Origin of the sequence: Geomonas sp. Red32, assembly GCF_023652955.1 — a bacterium.
Classification (GTDB): domain Bacteria; phylum Desulfobacterota; class Desulfuromonadia; order Geobacterales; family Geobacteraceae; genus Geomonas.
In genome coordinates, this window is record NZ_JAKLOY010000004.1 from 391,994 (window position 1) to 410,752 (window position 18,759).

The 18,759-nt window shown below is 64.4% G+C and carries 14 protein-coding genes; 6 read left to right on the top strand and 8 right to left on the bottom strand.

Features of this window, described 5'->3' with window-relative positions:
• Positions 1 to 167 precede the first annotated feature (167 nt).
• Positions 168 to 1,070, bottom strand: coding sequence for a LysR substrate-binding domain-containing protein (locus L4X63_RS13345; RefSeq protein ID WP_250679137.1), 903 nt, complete (start codon positions 1,068 to 1,070; stop codon positions 168 to 170).
• A 118-nt stretch (positions 1,071 to 1,188) separates the two neighbouring features.
• Here L4X63_RS13345 and L4X63_RS13350 point away from each other — a divergent pair, with 118 nt between their 5' ends.
• Complete coding sequence (locus tag L4X63_RS13350) at positions 1,189 to 1,800, top strand: LysE family translocator (protein WP_250679138.1); 612 nt, start codon at positions 1,189 to 1,191, stop codon at positions 1,798 to 1,800.
• A gap of 184 nt (positions 1,801 to 1,984) precedes the next feature.
• Here L4X63_RS13350 and L4X63_RS13355 read toward each other — a convergent pair whose 3' ends face one another.
• Positions 1,985 to 2,827, bottom strand: coding sequence for an SDR family oxidoreductase (locus tag L4X63_RS13355; RefSeq protein ID WP_250679139.1), 843 nt, complete (start codon positions 2,825 to 2,827; stop codon positions 1,985 to 1,987).
• A gap of 76 nt (positions 2,828 to 2,903) precedes the next feature.
• Positions 2,904 to 3,467, bottom strand: coding sequence for a peptide deformylase (gene def / locus L4X63_RS13360; RefSeq protein WP_250679140.1), 564 nt, complete (start codon positions 3,465 to 3,467; stop codon positions 2,904 to 2,906).
• Positions 3,468 to 3,884: 417 nt separating this feature from the next.
• On the opposite strand from def, the gene L4X63_RS13365 reads away from it, so the two are divergent.
• Positions 3,885 to 6,431, top strand: a complete 2,547-nt coding sequence (locus L4X63_RS13365; RefSeq protein WP_250679141.1) for a two-component system response regulator — start codon at positions 3,885 to 3,887, stop codon at positions 6,429 to 6,431.
• Here L4X63_RS13365 and L4X63_RS13370 read toward each other — a convergent pair.
• The 3 genes from L4X63_RS13370 to L4X63_RS13380 are packed head-to-tail and all read right to left on the bottom strand — an operon-like array spanning position 6,428 to position 10,464.
• Positions 6,428 to 9,382: a CHASE2 domain-containing protein gene (locus L4X63_RS13370; protein ID WP_250679142.1), complete on the bottom strand. Its 2,955-nt coding sequence runs from the start codon at positions 9,380 to 9,382 to the stop codon at positions 6,428 to 6,430. The genes L4X63_RS13365 and L4X63_RS13370 overlap by 4 nt on opposite strands.
• An 11-nt stretch (positions 9,383 to 9,393) precedes the next feature.
• Complete coding sequence (locus L4X63_RS13375) at positions 9,394 to 9,996, bottom strand: OmpA family protein (RefSeq protein WP_250679143.1); 603 nt, start codon at positions 9,994 to 9,996, stop codon at positions 9,394 to 9,396.
• A 21-nt stretch (positions 9,997 to 10,017) separates the two neighbouring features.
• Complete coding sequence (locus tag L4X63_RS13380; protein WP_250679144.1) at positions 10,018 to 10,464, bottom strand: FecR family protein; 447 nt, start codon at positions 10,462 to 10,464, stop codon at positions 10,018 to 10,020.
• Positions 10,465 to 11,111: 647 nt separating this feature from the next.
• Here L4X63_RS13380 and L4X63_RS13385 point away from each other — a divergent pair.
• The 4 genes from L4X63_RS13385 (at position 11,112) to L4X63_RS13400 (ending at position 15,145) form a co-directional block, all read left to right on the top strand.
• The gene (locus L4X63_RS13385; RefSeq protein WP_250679145.1) at positions 11,112 to 11,585 is read left to right on the top strand and encodes a VOC family protein; all 474 of its coding nucleotides are present in this window, start codon (positions 11,112 to 11,114) and stop codon (positions 11,583 to 11,585) included.
• Positions 11,586 to 11,884: 299 nt separating this feature from the next.
• A complete protein-coding gene (locus L4X63_RS13390) occupies positions 11,885 to 12,448 on the top strand; it encodes a methanogen output domain 1-containing protein (protein ID WP_250679146.1) in 564 nt (187 codons plus the stop codon).
• Complete coding sequence (locus L4X63_RS13395) at positions 12,438 to 14,876, top strand: PAS domain-containing hybrid sensor histidine kinase/response regulator (RefSeq protein ID WP_250679147.1); 2,439 nt, start codon at positions 12,438 to 12,440, stop codon at positions 14,874 to 14,876. The genes L4X63_RS13390 and L4X63_RS13395 overlap by 11 nt, the downstream gene beginning before the upstream one ends.
• A gap of 71 nt (positions 14,877 to 14,947) precedes the next feature.
• Positions 14,948 to 15,145: a hypothetical protein gene (locus L4X63_RS13400; protein WP_250679148.1), complete on the top strand. Its 198-nt coding sequence runs from the start codon at positions 14,948 to 14,950 to the stop codon at positions 15,143 to 15,145.
• A gap of 216 nt (positions 15,146 to 15,361) precedes the next feature.
• Here the strand turns inward: L4X63_RS13400 and L4X63_RS13405 are convergent, their stop codons facing one another.
• Both L4X63_RS13405 and L4X63_RS13410 read right to left on the bottom strand, forming a co-directional pair.
• Positions 15,362 to 15,904, bottom strand: coding sequence for an NADH peroxidase (locus L4X63_RS13405; RefSeq protein WP_250679149.1), 543 nt, complete (start codon positions 15,902 to 15,904; stop codon positions 15,362 to 15,364).
• Positions 15,905 to 16,043: 139 nt separating this feature from the next.
• Positions 16,044 to 18,689 carry a putative bifunctional diguanylate cyclase/phosphodiesterase gene (locus tag L4X63_RS13410; RefSeq protein ID WP_250679150.1) on the bottom strand — a complete coding sequence of 882 codons (2,646 nt, stop codon included), beginning with the start codon at positions 18,687 to 18,689 and terminating at the stop codon, positions 16,044 to 16,046.
• Positions 18,690 to 18,759: the final 70 nt, after the last annotated feature.

Sequence of the window (18,759 nt, forward strand, 5' to 3'; positions counted from 1 at the left end):
CCTCGCTCGTCTTTGTGCTGAGACATCGAGGTGGACGGTTACATGACGCGTGCCAAAACGGCTGCCGCTGTTATCGCCTGCAGTTACGGCAGGTTAGCGCCGGAGCCCGGAGGCGGGAGAAGGACGCTGCCGCCAAGTTGGGCAGGGAGGCGGCCGCTGCCCGGGATTTACTCATTCTCAAGGGGCTCCGCCTCCACCCCGAAGAGCTCCAGAAAGGCGCGGGCGGCCTTGGAGAGGTAACGCGCCTTGTGGTAGACGGCGAAGAGCTCCCGCTTGAGCGGGGCGCCCTCCAGCGGGAGCGCGACCAGCAGCCCGCGCGCGAGCTCCCCGTGGACGACGTGGCGGGAAACGATGGAAACCCCAAGCCCCGCGGCCACCGCCTGCTTGAGCCCCTCGGTGGTGCCAAGCTCCATGGTGTCCCTGGGCGTCACCTGGCTGGAGGCGAGGAGCCCGGAAACGAGCCGCCAGGTCCCCGCCCCTCGGCTGGAGAGGACAAAGACCTCCCCGGCAAGCTCCCCCAGGTGGACCGGCCGCTTGCGCCCCGCCCAGCGATGACCGGGGGGGACAATCAGCAGCAGGTCGTCGGTCATGAACCGGCGGAAGACGAGCCGCTCGTCCGCCCGCTTTTCCCCGACGAAGCCGGCCTCCAGGGTGTTGTCGAGCACCTGCTCCAGGATCTGGTTGCGGAAACCGGTGGCGACCGAGATCTCCACCCCGGGGGCGAGCTTCCGGAAGCGCGCGAGCATCTCCGGCAGGATGTAGGTGGCGATGGTGACGCTCCCGCCGATCCTCAGCTTTCCCCCGGTCAGATCGGAGAGCTCTCCGATCCGCAGCTTGGCCTGCTCGAGCAAGGCGAAGGCCGCCGAGGTCGCCTGGTAGAGGATCTCCCCCGCCCGGGTCAGCATCACCTTTCTCCCCACCCGGTCGAAAAGCGGCTCTCCGTAGTACGCTTCGAGATGCTTGACGTGCTTGCTTACGCCCGGCTGGGTGAGGTGCAAAAGGTCCGCGGCCTTGGTGAAGCTCTGGCACTGGGCGGCGGCGTGGAATATCCTGAGTCTGTTGAGATTCATGGAGGGAAGCATAACACAGGGTAATGCCAAAGATGAATTCTATTCATTTGCGCAATGAGTGAAGGAGACATACTATCTGCATCAGGAAGGAAGTGAGAGGGAAGTCACTGGAGGGAGAATGAAACTGTACCCGGTCTATCTCGTCATTGCCGCCGTCACCGTACTGAGTCCGGGCCCCGGCGTGGTGATGACGCTGACCAATGCGCTGCAATTAGGAGTGAGAGCGGCCTTCGGCGGGATCTTCGGGATCGCGGCCGGAGCACTGGTCATCGCGGCCTTCTCGGCCACCACCGTGGGGGTGCTCTTCGCGAGCTCCCCGGCCGCCTTCACGCTCCTCAAATTCGCCGGGGCAGGGTACCTCGCTTGGCTGGGGGTGCGGCTTTGGCGGGCGCCGCTGGTCCGCTTCGACGAGATCCCGGTCCGGCCCAAGGGGCACCGGCGGAAGTTCCTGGAGGGGATGACCCTGCAGTTCGGCAACCCCAAGGCGATCTTCTTTTTCCTATCGGTATTGCCGCAGTTCATCGACCGCGGCCAAAGCCCCTTTCCTCAGTACGCGCTGATGGCCCTGACCTACAGCCTGCTGATCGTGCTGATCCATGGCCTCTACGCCGTGGGCGCCCAGCGGACCCGCCCTTTCCTGACCTCGGCCAAGGGTGCAATGGTGATTAACCGCACCGGCGGCACCCTCTTCGTCGTCTTCGCCCTCCTCATGGCCACCGCCACACGATAGCCACGGAGAAACTACCGGAAGCCTAACCTGTGCCACGGAGACACGGAGATAAATCTGAGAAGTCTGTTTAGGTGTATCCCGATTATGTTTTCTCAGATTTTTCTCCGTGTCTCCGTGGCTACTGCCTTTCTCAGATTCTCTCCGTGCCTCCGTGGCTACCACTTTCTCCGCCTCTCTCCGTGGCCTATCTCGCCCGCGCCACCAGCCGCTCGCTCAGCTCCCTGAGTCTGCGGCGGGCGGTGGCGTCGTAGGCCTGGTCGTTGGCCCGGGTGGGGCGGCCCTGCTCGAAGTATTTCCCGCTCATCCCCTTCACCTCGGGATCGACGGCCAGCCGCTCGAGGTAGCGCGCCCCCTCCTGGACGGTGGTGCGGGGAGCCCCAAACCATTCCCGGACCATCTTGGTGTCCATCAGCGAAGCCGGATGCATGGCGTTGGCGGTCACGCCGCTCCCCGCCAGTTCCTCGGCCAGGTCGAAGGCGAACATGATGAGGGCGAGCTTGCTCTGGCTGTAGGCCCGCATCCCGTCGTACTCCCTCTCGAGCATCACGTTCTCGAAATCGATCGGCTGCTGGGCGACCGACGACACGTTCAGAATGCGCGCCTCACCGGTGCGCTCCGCGGTCAGCCTCACGAGCGGCAAAAGCGAGCGGGTGAGGAGGTAGTGGGACAGGTAGTTGACCGCGAACCTGAGCTCGACTCCGTCGTGGGAGGTCTCCCGCCACGCGGGATCCGGTCCCGCCCCCAGCCCGGCGTTGTTGATCAGCACGTCCAGCCGGTCGGTCCCCTCCTGCACGGCCGCCGCCAGCGAACGGACCTCGGCCAGCGAGGAGAGGTCGGCATTGAAGTAGCTGACCTTGGCGTTGCCGCTAGTTTCCCGAATCCTTTGCATCACCCGTTGCCCCTTGGAGGGATCCCTTCCGTGCAGAAGGATGGTGGCCCCCCGGGCGGCCAGGCCGCCGGCCACCGCTTCGCCCAACCCGTCGGTGGCGCCGGTAATGAGTATGGTCAACGATTCCACGTTTGTCATAAGTACCTCCCTCGCCCAACGTTGCCGGAGTAGTCACCTCTTCCGCCCGGCCAGTTACTTCCTCTCTCGCGCACCCCTACCCTGCGGAGGAGATGATCCTCAGGTACTCCTTCTCGGTCACCAGGTCGTGACTGGGAATGCGGTCCACGAAGACGATGCCGTTTAAGTGATCGAATTCGTGCTGGAAGACCCGGGCCGGAAATCCTTCGCAATTCTCCTCAAGAACCGCCCCCTCCCGCGTCAGGTACCGGACCCGGAGCCTGCGGTGACGCGGCACGAGCCCCCTGATGCCCGGGATGCTCAGGCACCCTTCCCACCCATGCTCCATCTCCTCCGAGGCCCAGACGATCTCGGGATTGAGCATGGGGACCGGCTCCATCCGCAACGCCTGCGGGTAGCGCGGCGAAGGGCGGATGGCGACGATGAACAGCGAAACGGACTCGAACACCTGCGGGGCGGCGAGCCCCACCCCGTTCGCATCGGCGACCGTGACCAGCATGTCCTCGATGAGCGCCTGGATGGCGGGAGCCCCCGGCTCGGGAATGACCGCCGCCTTCTCCCGAAGGACCGGCTGCCCAAGCTGGGCTATCTGCCTGAGGATGGCCATGATCTTCTCCTTTTCCGGTGACTGGTGGATCATCCGAGGTCCCATGACCTCATAGATGCGTTACTATTATCCCGCCCGCCCCGCGGAAGTGTCAAATGTTGCCTGCTCGAAAAAGCCGCTTCGACAGAGGTAGAACCCCAAATGGGTCCCATTGGGAACCAACGTTCCTTGATTCAGAAAACGGAAACGATTGCGACAACTTCTGTCAGTCCCCGCCGGTATAATGTCAGTTATTTTATTAAATATTTCGCATTTATCTTTGAACTTATTCTTGCCATTTTAACCGTAACGCCGTTTTATCCAGCCGTTAGCGCGGCCTTTGACAGTTAATTTTAATTTTTTTGTAGTAATTTGTATACGCCATACGGTATAATGCCTACTCAAATACAATGCAGGTGCCCTGTATCGATGTGAAGATGGCACAGTGTGATGTAATGGGAGGGCGCCCCTATGCCGCAAGCGATCGCCAGCACCAGCCAGCGGGTTTTGATTGTAGACGATGACAGTTTTATGCGTGCCAGGTTCTCCGACACCCTCAGAGAGGCCGGCATGGAGACCGCGACCGCCACCTGCGCCGCCGAGGCCCTGACGGCGTTCGCCCAGTGGCAGCCCGACCTGGTGCTGCTCGACCTGATCATGCCGGGTCCCGACGGCTTCGAAACCTGCCGCGAGATCCGCGCCCGCTCCCACGCACGGCACATCCCCGTCCTGATGGTCACCGGCAACAACGACTCCGACCTCATCAACCGCGCCTTCGAAGCAGGGGCCACCGATTTCGTCTCCAAGTCCATCGCCCCCGAGCTCCTCGTCTACCGCTGCCTCTGCCTGTTGAGGGGAAGCAGGCTCTTGCAGAAGCTGCAGGAGAGTGAGGATCGCCTGGCCCGCACCCAGCAGATCGCCCACTTGGGAGACTGGGAATGGCTCCCCGAGACGGGAGAGTTCTGGCAGTCCCCAGAGATGTCCCGCATCCTCGGGCTCGCCTCCGGCACCCCGGCCTCGTTCGAGACCCTCCTCGAGGCGGTGGCCCCGGAGGAACGCGAGACGGTGCGGGAGAACCTGGAGTTCGCCCTCACCGCGAGCTCCGGATGCGACTTCGAGTGCCATATCGTCCGCCCCGAAGGCTCGCGGCGGCTGGTCTGGATCTACGCGCGCCACGAACAGGAAGACCTCTCCCTGCCGCTGCGCCTGGTGGGGACCCTCCAGGACGTGACCGAGATCCGGGGGGTGGAGGATCGCAACCAGATGCTCAAGGAGGCGGTGGACAGCCTGCAGATCGGCATCACCTTCGCCGACGCCGCCGGCCGTATCGTCTACCTCAACCCCGCCGAGGCCCACATGCACGGGTTCCAGGTCCGCGACCTGGTCGGCCGCCTGGCGCGCGATTTCGCCGACCCCGGCGCCGGGCACGCCCCCCCGGCCCCCACCGTCGGCGAGGGACGGGTCTGGCGGCGGGAGAGCATCAACGTCCGCCGAAGCGGCGAACGCTTCCCCGTCCTGCTCACCTCCATCCCCATCCGGGACCGGTACGACCGCTACCTCGGGATGGTCACCACCTGCGAGGACATCTCCGAGCAGAAGCTCGCCGAGGAGAAGATCAACCGTCTCGCCTACTTCGACAGCCTCACCGGCCTTCCCAACCGAGCCTTGTTCCTGGAAAGGCTGCACCAGGCGCTGGCGGTGGCAGCCAGAAGCGGCGAGCGGGTCGGCCTCATGTTCCTCGACCTCGACAAGTTCAAGGACATCAACGACACCCTCGGGCACGTCATGGGAGACAAGCTGCTGTGCGAGGTGGCCCACCGGCTGGAGAACTGCACCCGCGAGTCCGACGTGCTGGCCCGGCTGGGAGGCGACGAGTTCGTGGTGCTCCTCACCGTCGTCGTCAGCCAGACCGGGGTGGCCGCCGCCGCCCAGCGGATGCTCGACAGCCTGGCGGCCCCCTTCCAGATCGACGGCCGCACCGTCTATACGAGCGCCTCCATCGGCATCGCCTTCTACCCCGACGACAGCCACGACGCCTCCAGCCTCTTCTGCTCCGCCGACACCGCGATGTACCACGCCAAGAAGGAGGGGCGCGCCCACTTCCGTCTCTGCTCGGCCGACATGAACCGGAAGATCGTTCACCGGGTGGCGATGGAAACGAGTCTTCGCCGCGGGCTCGAGCGGGAGGAATTCTTCCTCCACTATCAGCCGCAGTGGGATCTGAAAAGCGGGGTCATCGTGGGGGCCGAGGCGCTGTTGCGCTGGCAGAGCGCCGAGTTCGGGCTCATGTACCCGGCCGATTTCGTCCCGCTCATCGAAAACTCCGACCTCATCTTCAGCATCGGGGACTGGGTGCTCCGGGAGGCCTGCTCGCAGGCGAGGAAATGGGCCGAGACGGTGGCCCGCGACTTCCGGGTGGCAGTCAACATCTCCGGCAAGCAGTTCAAGCAGCCGGAGTTCGTGGAGAGGCTGGCGGGGATCATCTGCGCGACCGGCGTGGATCCGGCCTCGCTGGAGCTCGAGTTCACCGAGAGCGTCATCATGGAGCACGTCTCCCGCACCCGCGAAAAGCTCAACCAGCTCAAGCGGATGGGGATCCAGCTCACCATCGACGACTTCGGCACCGGCTACTCGTCGCTCAACTACCTGAAGCACTTCGAGGTCGACCGCATCAAGATCGACCGTTCCTTCGTGGCCGACCTCCCCGACAGCGAGGGGGATGCCGCCATCGTCAAGGCGGTGGTCAACATGGGGCGCATCATGAACCTCAAGGTGCTGGCCGAGGGGGTGGAGACCGCAGAGCAGTTGGAGTACCTGGCGGAGCTTGGCTGCGACGAGGTGCAGGGATACTTCCTGGCCCGTCCGATGGCCGTCGAGGACCTGAGCTCCGGGATCTCCTCGCTGCCGGTCGGGACCGAGGGGGTCCTTCAGCGCAGCGAGCCGGCTGTCCCGGTAAAGGTGCTGGAACGGGCCAACCCATGGGCCTACGTGCCGCCGGCCGACGCGGGTAACGTCTAACCCTCCTGCCCCAGAGGGGGACGGGTGACGGCGGCGGCCCGGTCGAGCTCGCGGCGGACGGCGACGCCGATGGCTTGCAGCGTGTACGGCTTGGGGAGAAAGACCTCCACCCCCAGCGTGTGCAGGGTCTCGATCCGTTCGGAGCGGCAGTAGCCGCTGGTGACGATGGCGCGCTGGCCGGGGCGGAGCTCGACGATCTTGCGGTAGCTGTCGAGGCCGTCCATCCCCCCCGGCATGACCATGTCGAGCACCACCAGGTCCGCGGTCTCGCGCTTGAGGTACTCGACCGCCGCCTCGCCGCTGGGAAGGGCGGTAACCGCGTAGCCGAGCTTGGCGAGCATCTGCGAGGTGATCGCCAGCTGGTCGGGGGCGTCGTCGACCACCAGCACCTTTTCGCTCCCCAGGTAGCTTTCCAGCACCACCCGTTCGCTCCCCTCCCCGACCGCCTCCCGGGTGGCCGGAAAATAGAGCTCCATCCTGGTCCCCTCTCCCTCACGGCTGGTGAGATCGACGAAGCCGCCGTGGTCCTTGACCGTCGCCCAGATCACCGTCATCCCCAGCCCCGAACCGCTGCGTCCCATAGTCTTGGAGCTGAAGAACGGCTCGAAGACCCGGTGCAGGTCGCCCGCCGAGATCCCCACCCCCTGGTCGGCCACCGCGAGGCAGACGTACTCGCCGGGGGGAATGTTCTCGTAACCGTACCAGGGGCCGTCGAGATAGCGGTTGAAGGTCTCCACCCGCACCACCCCGCCCCCCGGCATCGCCTCCGCCGCATTGTTCAACAGGTTCATGAGCACCTTGGCGAGGTGCACCTTCGACCCCCTGATGGATAAAAGCTCGTCGCCCAGCTCCTTTTCGAGGGTGATCCGGCGGTAACCGTTCCACCCCGCCTGGAACTCGATGGAGGCGAGGTAGTCGGAGACGATGGCGTTGAGGGAGACGGGCTCGCTGTTCTTCACCCCGCGCCGCCCCAGGGTCAGGAGGTCCTGCACGATGGCCGCCGCCTTGTGCCCCGACTTCTGCAAGAGGGCGATCTTCTCCCGCAAGGGGCTCTCCGGGGGGAGATCCAAGAGCAACAGGTCCGGGTAGGTGACGAGCCCCATCAGGATGTTGTTGAGGTCGTGCGCGACCCCGGCCGCCAGGTGCCCGATGGCCTCCATCTTCTGCGCCTGCACGAGCTCCTCCTCGAGCTTCTTCTGGGCCGAGATATCGTGCATGATCCCCTGGGTGCCGATGAACTCCCCCGCGGCCGGCACCTCCCCCCGGTAGAGCCCCTCCGCCGATATGTCGAACTCGCCGATCACCGGCGCCTCGCCCGGCTGCCGCCGGGGAATCCGGAGCCGGACCTCCAGTCCCCGGGTGGCCCGAGTTCCCGTCCGCTTCTCGTTCAAACGGTAGCGTGCCTTGGGGAGATCCTCCGGGACCACCAGGTCGAAGATGGCGACGCCGATCAGCGAGTCGCCGGCGTCGGTGTAGCGGGCGATGGCGGGGCTGATGAAGGTGATCCGCCCGGATTTGTCCAGCCGGAAGATGATGTCGGGGACGGTCTTGATGATGGAGCTCAGGTTCTTTTCGCTCGACTTGAGAAGCACCAGGGCGTCCTGCACCGCATCCTGGGCCTCGGCCTGGGAGTCCCACGCCTTGAGGACGGTCAGCACGGCGTAGACGGCGACCGCCACGAGGCTCGGGAGGAGCGGGGAGAAGAGGTACCCCTTGGCGTCGAAGAGGAGCACCGCCCCGTACCAGCTCGCCGTCACCAGGGAAACCGACGCGGCAAGGCTCGCCAGGATCCCCGCCCGTACCACCGCAAGCGTGCAGGCCGCCGCCACCAGGATCCCCGCCAGCGCTTCCACGAGGACCAGCATGCCGTTGCGGATGGCCCAGCGGCCGGAGAGGAGGCTCTCCAACGCCTCGGCATGGAGCTCGGCGTGGGTCACCAGCGACCCGGCCGGCGTCTGGTAGAGCGGTGCGAGACCGGCCGCCGAAGCTCCCACCACGACCAGCTTCCCCTCCACCCGTTCCCGGGGCACCTTCCCCTCCAAAAGATCCGCCGCCGAGATGCGCGGGATCGCCCCCGGCCGGGAGAAGGGCATGATGAGGTTGCCGCGGGAATCGACCGGGATGGCGCGGCTTCCGGCCACCACCCTCCCCTCACGGAGCCATCCCCCATACAGCGACAGCTGGCCCACCCGCTGATAGCTCATCAAGAGCGCCAGCGACAAGGAGGGATACAGGCGGTCCCGGTAGCGGATCATCATCGGCATCCGCCTCATGACACCGTCGGGGTCGGGGGTGGCATTGAGAAAACCGGAGCGCCTGACCGCGCGGGAGAAGAGCCCCTGGTTGGCCACCACGGAGGTGGCGGCGAAGAAGGCAGGGAGGCTCCCGTGCCCTCCCCGCTCGACCTCCACGATCCCGGGGGGATGCAGTTCTTCCGCGTGGGAGACGGTCACCGCGGGGTCGAAGAGGAACTCGTAGCCAGTCACCAAGCCCCCACCGGCCAAGGCTTCCGCCAATCTCCGGTCTCCCTCCCCGCCACCCGAGGCTTCAGCGACAGCCACCCGTCCCCGGGCGGGCCCGGCGGCAGCCCCCCTCTCCGGCAGCTCGCCTGGGGAGGTTCCGCGCTCCGGTTCCGCCAGCACCATGTCGAGGCCGATGCAGGCCGCGCCCTCCTTTTTCAGGGTATCGAGGACGCGGGCCAGGGTTTCCCGTGGCCAGGGCCAGCGGCCATAGCGGGCGAGGCTTCGTTCGTCGACGTCGGCGATAACCACCGAGCGGGGGGCAGGTTGGCGATAGGCGAGGGAAAGGACGGCGTCCATGCACCAGGTATGGAGCGGGGCGAGCGGGGACGGTTCGGCGAGATGGGAGGCGGTGATGGCCAGGGTGATGGCCACTGCGGTCCAGAGGGTGCGCCGGGTCGGGCGGCGTTTATGGAGCAGCGGCTCCGGCATGGCGGCTCCCCCTAATGGACCACGACCTCGACGCGGCGGTTGCGCGGTTCATAGACATTGTCGCCGGTAGGGACGAGGGGGTTTTCCTTGCCGTGGGAGGTGGTGCGCAGGTAGCTCTCCGGCACCCCGTTTTTCACCAGCAGTTCCCGCACCGTCTCGGCGCGGCGGCGGGAGAGGGCGGTGTTGTAATCGGCGCTCCCCACCGTGTCGGTATGGCCGATGGCCCAGACCTCTTGCGAGGCGCGGGTAGCGATGGCGGCCAGGATGGCGGGGATGAGGGCACGGGAGGCGGCGGTCAGCTCGGTGTCGCGGTCGAAGTAGAGCAGGAAATGGACCGGGGGCTTGGGCTCGATGGAGAGCGCCTCGCCGAAGGCCGCCTCGACGGCTCCCTTGCCGATGTCCTCCGGAGGTGCCGGAGCCCCCTTTTCCCCCTTCACCACCGTGGCGCGGTACGGCTGGTCGATGGCGACCTTTTCCCCCTCGTTTTCCACCGTGATGGCCCCCACATGCCCGTCCGGGTCGGGGGCCAGCGCCACCAGCGTGCGGGGGCCGGCACAGCCGCAGACCACGGCGATAACGGCAACTGCGAGGATGAGACGCAAAAGGCCGGTCATGGCAAGCCCCCCAAAGGAACGTTAGTCGACCTGGATCAGAACGTGGGTTCCCCGTACCCCGACCGTCGCGTTGGGAGTCTTCAGGTGGACGAGGTTGGGGGCCAGCTTGGCAATCTGGCCGGAAAGGTAGGATACGGTGCCGTGCAGGATGCGGGCGACGAGGGAAAGTTTCTTCTCGTTGGGCTGAAACAGGAAACTTTCCAGCACGAGGTGACTGTCGGGGCCGAGGGAGATGACGGTGTCGTCCTCGAGGATGAGGCCCACCTTGCCGTTTTTGCCGGTGCGGACGAGGTCACCCTGGAAGACCTTGGCGTTGAGGGTGGCTGGGAAGGTGCGGCCGTCCCTCACCAGGGTCACCTCACCAGCGAGAGCCTTGACGATGCCGGCATGGACGGCCTCGGCCGCGAACGCGCAGGGGGCGGCGGCCAGCAGCATGGTAACCGAAACGACAACAAGGAGGGTCTTCATAAGGCACCATCCACCAGAGACGTAGGTCGTGTTGAGGAACGAAACGCGACGGTTTCAGTTCCACCGCCGTTATCCCTAATTGTTGCGTTTCACGGTGAGTCCGTTCAACGCAACCTACTGAGTGAGCGAGATCTCCATTCTCTATCGGGGAAAGGCTATGCCTGTCATAAAAGTTCTACTAGCTTTCCCTGAGACAGACATATTATTTCATGCTAATGACATAATGCAACCTCTCAGACTAAATTCCGATTTCTTTGTCCTTGACTGCATCAATCCTCCCACCCGCCCTTAGTTAATAGCCACCGTTGGCATTGGGTCCCCCCCTTTGCGAAGGGGGGACAGGGGGGATTTTGCTTTTAGATTTTTGCCCCACCGTTGTGCCGCCAGCGCTAAACTCCCCCTACAGTTAAGTTAAGTTCTCCCCCTCCCTTGATGGGAGGGGGCCGGGGGGGTGGGTGAAGCCGCAGGCTACTGAAAATGTGGCGCCTTCCCCCACCCCCTAACCCCCTCCCTCTAGGGGAGGGGGAACGCCGAGCTGAGGCAGAATCAACTCAACAACAGTGCTCGTGCCGCGGCGAGCGTTCACCGCGCGGTTGGTGGTATAGTAGCCGAAGAAGGTAAGCTTGAGACCCAAGGAGAAAAACACCATGAAAGGAACGATTCCGGAAGGATTTACCTCCCTCACGCCGACCCTGGTGTTCAAGGACACCAGGAAGGCCATCAACTTCTACAAGGAAGCGTTCGGCGCCAAGGAGTGCTACTGCATGCCCGGCCCCAACGGCCAGGGCGTGATGCACGCCGAAGTGATGATAGGCAACAGCATTGTGATGATGAACGACGAGTTTCCGCAGCAGCAGGTCAAAAGCGCGGAGAGCCTCGGGGTATCCCCGGTTAACTTCTATCTCTACGTCGACGACGTCGATGCGAGCTTTGCCCGCGCCCTGGCCGCCGGGGGCGAGCAGGAGATGGCAGTGCAGGACATGTTCTGGGGCGACCGCGCCGGATCCTTCAAAGACCCGTTCGGTTACAACTGGATGCTGGCCACCCACGTGAAGAATCTTACCCCCGAGGAGATGGCCGACGCCGCTAGCAAGTTCTTCGAGAGCAACAAATGCCCCTAACCGTAGAGCCTCTTCACTGTGATGAAAAGCCCTCCCCCCTTCAGCCGGGAGGGCCTCGAAGGGCGGGTGAGGGTCCCCCCCTCACTCCGCCCCTCTTCGCTCCCCGCCCCTCTTCGCTCCCCCCCTCTCTTCGCTCCCCCCCTCTCTTCGCTCCGCCCCTCTCTTCACTCCGTCCCCCCCACCTCAAACGCCCTCTCGTTCCGGCCACTCCTTTTCCCGCTTTCACTCAACTCGCATCTTTCGAACATTGCACTATACTTACAAAACACCTTCAATTTGCAGTCATAAGGGAGATAGTCATGTCAGAGGTCCGGTCCACTTCAGGCACAGCTGATCCTGCACAACTGGCAAAAACAATAGAAGGGCTTGATATCCCCCTCGAAAGAGACCTCTTCCTGAGGACCCTGATCAGGGAACTGGCGGGAACTCTGGAGGAGATCGTCGGCTATGAGGAAGCCGCCGGTTACATCAGCCTGGTAGGACAGCGGATAGGAGAATGGATCGACTCGCTGTACCGGGCGAAACTGAACGTCCCCTCCCTCTCCCGCCCCCAGGTCGCCCAGGTGCTCGTGGACCTGAAACGGAGGATCCAGGGGGATTTCTCGGTGGTCGAACAGGACGACGACCGGATCCTCCTGAAAAGCGCCAGCTGTCCCTTCGCCGACAAGGTCGTCGGCCGCCCCTCCATGTGCATGATGACCTCCAACGTCTTCGGCGTGATCGCCGCCAACAACCTGGGATACGCCAAGGTGGCGCTCGAAGAGACCATCGCCGAGGGGAAAAATGGGTGCAGGGTCGCCGTCTACCTGCAGAGGTCTCCCGCCGCCCTGGCGGCCGCGGGCAGGGAATACTATGGGAGATGACCACCCCGCTTCCGGCCTCGCCGAGCTCTTTGCCGAGCTCTGCGACCCGTGGGACCAGGCCTGTTTCCTGGTCACCTCTCAGGGGGAGGTGGTGGCCGTCAACCAGGCCGGCCTCCGGATTCTCGGCGCCGCGCCGGGCGCGGTGACCGGAGAGGAGCTCCCCGCCCTGGTCGCCAATCCGCCGGAGAACGTCCGCCGCTACCTCCTGAGTTGTGCCGGGAGCCGTAACCAGCTCCCCGGCGTCCTCACCTGCCAGGGAAACGACGGCAAGGAGATCAGGTACCGCGTGGCCGGCTTCCGGGTCGACACCTCGCTCACCTCCACCCCGCTCATCTTCCTTCGCTGTACCCTCACCGAGGGGGTGGTGGACCGCTTCACCGCCCTCAACCGCCAGCTCGATAAGCAGCACCTCATCCAGCACCAGCTCTCCGAGGAGCGCGACCAGCTCCAGGTCGAAATCGCGGAACGGAAGCGGATCGAAGAGCGGCTGCGCACCACCAGCAACACGCTCAACATGATCGTCGAGAACCTCCCCGACATGATCTTTTTGAAAGACGCCAAAGAGCTCCGCTACGTCCGCTTCAACCACGCGGGCGAGGCGCTGCTCGGGGTCTCGCGGGAGGAGATGCTGGGAAAAAACGACGCCGATCTCTTTCCCGCCTGCCAGGCGGAATTCTTCACCCGCAAAGACCACGAGGTGCTCGAGAAAAAGGATGTCCTGGACATCCCGGAGGAGCCGATCCTGGCCGGCGGCGGCAAGACGGTGATCCTGCACACCAAGAAGGTGCCGATCCTCGACGAGGCGGGAGAGCCGGTCTACCTCCTCGGCATCTCCGAGGACATCACCGAGCGCAGGAAGGCCGAAGAAGCGCTACGGGCGAGCGAGGAAAAATACCGCACGGTGGCCGATTTCACCTACGACTGGGAGTACTGGATCGGACCGGACAAAAGCTTCGTCTACTGCTCCCCCGCCTGCGAACGGATCACCGGCTACCCCGCCGCCGACTTCCTCGCCGAACCTTCCCTTCTGGAGAGGATCATCCATCCCGAGGACCGGGAGCAGCTGAGCCACGAGCATTTCAACGAGGCGGAGATGTCGGCCGCCGAGGTGGGGGAGTGCGAGTTCCGCATCATCGACCGCTCCGGTGCCGTCCGCTGGATCTCCCACGTCTGCCGCCGGGTGTACGGCGCCAACGGGGCCTGGCTCGGGCGTAGGGGGGCCAACCGCGACATCACCGACCGCAAGACCGGCGAGGAGGAGCGGATCGCCCTGGAGAGGCAGCTCCTCCATGCCCAAAAGCTCGAGTCGCTCGGTATCCTGGCGGGGGGGATCGCCCACGACTTCAATAACATCCTGATGGCCATCCTGGGGAATGCCGAGCTGGCCTTGCTCAAGATCCCCCCGGGTGCGCCCTGCCTGGAGCACCTCCACCAGATCGGCGAAGCCGCCACCCGGGCCGCCGACCTGGCGAAGCAGATGCTCGCCTATTCCGGCCGGGGAAAATTCTACGTCGAGCCCCTCGACCTCAACCGGATCCTGACCGAGATGCTCCACATGCTGGAGGTGGCCATCTCCAAGAAGGCGGTCCTCCGCCTGAATCTTGCCGACTCTTCCCCCATCGTGGTGGCCGACGCCACCCAGATCCGCCAGATCGTCATGAACCTGGCGATCAACGCCTCCGAGGCGATCGGCGAGCGAAGCGGCACCATCACGGTCACCACCGGTCACCTGCAGTGCGAGGCCGCCTACCTCAAGGACGCCTCGGGAGAAGGGGACCTCCCTGCCGGCTGCTACGCCTTCATTGAGGTCTCCGATACCGGCTGCGGCATGGACCGGGAGACCGTCTCCCGGATCTTCGACCCGTTCTTTTCCACCAAGTTCACCGGGCGGGGACTCGGCCTCTCCGCCGTGCTCGGGATCGTGCGGGGGCACCGGGGGTGCATCAAGGTCTACAGCGAACGGGGAATGGGGACCACCTTCAAGATTCTCCTTCCCGCCTCTCAAAACGCCCCCGCGGCGGCCATCCCGGGCGGCCGGGACGACGGCTGGCAGGGATCGGGAGTAGCGCTCCTCGTGGACGACGAGGAAGCGGTCCGCAAGATCGGCAGCGACATGCTGAAAGAGCTCGGCTTCACCCCCGTTACCGCCAGCGACGGCAGGGAGGCGGTCGAGATCTACCGCAACCACCCCGAGATCGCCGTGGTCATCCTCGATCTGACCATGCCCCACCTGGACGGCAAGGGGTGTTTCCAGCAACTGCGGCAGATCGATCCCGAGGCCCGGGTGATCGTTTCGAGCGGCTTCAACGAGCAGGAAACCCTGGCCATCTTCGCCGGCCGAGGAGTGGCCGGTTTCATCCAGAAGCCGTACCGGCTGAGCGCCCTCAGGGAGGTACTCATGAAGGTGTCCCCCCCGCTCTCGCGCTAGCCAGGCCGCAGCTTCCCGCCAAGATCCCCCTTAACATCGCGCATCCATTCATGTTCCAATTGGAATAGCACGTGAACGGGCAAGGCTGCTGCCAGCGGGAGGCGGCCGGGGACCTTTTGGCCGACGACTTCTGGCGGCGGGTCGAGCTATTCCGGGCCCGCGCCAACGTCAGCATTGCCGCCTTCGTCGTGAAGATGCAGCTCGGAAACTCTCCCGAGCTCTGGCGGGTGCTGGTAGAGTCGGAGCGGGCCCTGACCTACCTCGTGTAACGAAAAAGCCTCCCCCCCCCCTCGCCCGTTTCCTCAAGGGAGGGAGGCAGGCTTCGGCACTCCGTGGATACCTCCCCCACCCCCTCGCCCCCTCCCTCAAGGGGAGGGGGGAAGACTGCCTCCTGGCCTGAGGTGAAAAAAAAGGCCCCGCGGGTAGCCGCGGGGCCTGAACATCGTCCCTCCCCTTCAAGGGGAGGGACAGGGTGAGGAGGGGATTTAGAAGTACCTCTTCAGCAGCCCGGCGAACACCTGGCCGTGACGGGCCTCGTCCTTGCACATCTCGTGGACGGTATCGTGAACGGCGTCGTAGTTCAACTGCTTCGCCTTGGTGGCAAGATCCTTCTTACCCTGGCAGGCGCCGTTCTCGGCTTCCACCCTCATCTTGAGGTTGGTCTTCGTGTCGGCGGTCACCACCTCGCCCAGAAGCTCGGCGAACTTGGCGGCGTGCTCGGCCTCCTCGAAGGCGATCCGCTTGTAGGCTTCGGCCACTTCGGGGAACCCTTCGCGGTCGGCCTGGCGGCTCATGGCGAGGTACATCCCGACCTCGGTGCATTCGCCCAGGAAGTTCCTCTTGAGCCCTTCGACGATCTCGGCGTCGATCCCCTTCGCCACGCCGATCTTGTGCTCGTCGGCCCAGGAAAGGGTCCCGGCGCCCTGCTCAACGAACTTATCGGCTTTCGCCTTGCAAAGCGGGCATTCGGCCGGCGGCACGTCCCCCTCGTGAACATAACCGCAAACGGTGCAGACAAATTTCTTCATGTACTCTTTCCTCCTATTGAAGTTTCGGAATAGGTCCTTAGACCTTTGCTGCCACGGAAACTGACGCCGCCTCCCCTCGTGGCCGGAGAGGAAACGGATCGCCCGCCTGATGACAGATCGTCACCGGCAGGTCAATTCTTTAACACACCGCGCCGCCCGACTGCAACTGTCCCTTTTCCGAAGCTGCCGCGGCCACCCCCTCGCCCATCTGCAGCGACGGCGACGGAACCCCGACGTAGAAGCCTTGGGCGTAGTCGATCCCCACGCTCTTGACGGCGGCGAGGATCTCCTCGGTCTCGATGTACTCGGCGATGGTGCTGATGTTGAACTCCTTGGCCAGGATGGCAAGCGTCTTCACGAACGCCATGTCCTTGTAGTCGTTGAGCATGTTCCTGACGAAGACCCCCTCGATCTTCACGTAGTCGATGGGGAACTGGCGGATGTACTGGAACGAGGAGAAGCCGGAGCCGAAGTCGTCGATGGCGAACTTGAATCCCTGGCTCTTCAGGTCCCGGACGAACTTCTCGAGCAGGGTCAGGTTCCGCACCGTCTCCCGCTCGGTCAGCTCGAACACCACCCGGCTGCGGGCGATTCCGTAGCGGTCGGCCAGCCCGGTGATGTTGGGGAGGAACTCCTGGAGGATCATCGACTTGGGCGAGAGGTTCACGAAGAGGTTCCCCTGGTACCCTTCCTCGGTGGCCTTGGCGAAGGCCTTGTCGATCAGGATGGCGTCCATCCTCCCGACGATGCCGAGACTTTCCGCCGCCTCGATGAATTCGCTCGCCGGGATGATCTCGCCGTCCATCTCGATCCGGCAGAGCACCTCGCAGCACTCCGGCAGCCCCTCGCTGAAGGGGGCGATGGGCTGGAAGTAGGGAATGACCTTCCGCTCGTCGACCGCCTCGCGCACGAGCCGGGCCTTTTCTCCCACCAGGCGGAACACCTCGACCACGTCCTCCTCGGTCGGCACGCTCACCCGGTTCTTGCCGTCCCCCTTGGCCTTGTAGGTCATGTTGTCGGCGAACAGGAAGAGGTCCCGTTCGTTGGTGGCGTGGAGCGGGAAGACCGCGAGGCCGATGGAGGCGGTCGCCTTGGCCTTGGAATCGTCCGGGGTGGTGACGAAGAGCTCCTCGGTGATCTCCCGGATCCTGCCGGCCACCATGACCGCCTGCTCCTCCCCCGCCTCCGGCAGGATGATGACGAACTCGTCGCCGCCGTAGCGGGCGAAGATGTCCCCCTTGCGGAGGGTCTCCTGCACCTGCGTGGCGAAGGTCGCGAGGTAACGGTCGCCGGTGGCGTGCCCCCAGCTGTCGTTGATGTTCTTGAAGTTGTCCAGGTCGATCACCAGCAGGGCGAAGCGGTAGGCGTGGCGGTCGGCGCGCCCGATCTCGTAGGTGATGAGCTCCCAGAAGACCCGCTGGTTGAAGAGGTTGGTGAGGGGATCGCGGGTGGCGTAGTACTCCAGGTCCTTCGTGTACTTGTGGATCGCCTTGATGGAGCCGATCACGTTCAAAAGCGTTGTCAGGATGCTGTCGATGACCAGCGAACGGGTGGTGTTCCAGGCGGACTCCGACTGTACCCCGATCCCCACCACCCCGCCGATCTGCGGGGAGTCGAGGATCAGCGACTTGGTCTGCAGATCCATCTCGGTTTCGTTCAACGAGATGGTGGAAGCCTTGGCGGCGGCGACGTTGTGGGTGACGTGCAGGGTGGGGCTCATGGCCAGCCGGGCGTTCTCCGTCCGTACCTTTCTAAGGACCGCCTCCTCCACCTGCTGCCTCGTCTCCTCGCTTGGGTTGCTGCGCCAGAAGATCTCGATGTCGTAGAGCTCCTCCCCTACCTGGAAGATGCAGAAGAGCATGTAGGCCTCGACCACCTGGTTGATCTCCAAAAGCAGGGAGCCTACGTGCTCCTTCCAGTCCCGGATGACCTCCGAGGTGATGATGAACTTCTCCAGCATCTGGATTTCCAGCTCCATGATCTCCTTGTCCACCGAGACCGCCCGGATCTTGCCGACCAGCTCGGAGACCTCGGTGAACACCCGGTCGAGCTCGGTAAAGCCGGGGGCGACGTTGAATTCGAGGCGGGTGAGGTCGCGGATGCTGTTGACCTGGGAGACCTTGTCCCCGAGCTCGTTGAGCGAGCGGGCGACCCGGGCGTTGACGGCGCGGGAGATGAAGATCGCCATCAGGATCGGGATGGGCGAGAGGAAAAAGAAGAGCGGGAGGAGCTTCTTGCGGGCGTCGCGGGTGATCGGCTCGAGGTCCTGCCGCACCCTGAGCGCGCCGAGGATGCTTCCCACCCGGGCGTTGGCGTGGCAGCCGAGGCAGCTTTCCCCCGCCACCAGCGGGTAGACGCTCTTCACCTCCTGCCCCTCCTTTCTCTCGAGGGGGACCCCGGAGCGAAGGACGTAGGCCACGTCGGAGTCGGCGGGAAGATCGACCTTGCCGTAGAGCTGCTCGACCACCTCGGTGCGATACAGCTGCACCGATTTTTTCCCCACCGTTTCCTTGCCGCTTGGCTCGTTATAGAGGCTCAAAAGCTCGTCGCGCGAAAACCCCTTCCCCATCAGAAACGGTATGGCGCGGTAGAACTGCTGCGCTTCCTGGTAGGCGAGCCTCCCGGCATTCTGCTGGAGGGCGTCCAGGCAGACCAGACCGGTGAGGCCGAGGACCACGGCGAAGCTCACGAAGGATACCAGGAGGGATGCGGTCAGGATGAAAGTCCGCAGGGAGAGGCGAAGCCCCGGCGGGGTCTCTAGGGAAGAGGCGGCATTTTGCGACATTGATTTTCTCCAGACGGTTCGCCGACCAGGGAGGGGAAGGGGTCAGGCGGGGCAAACAAGACCAAAAAGG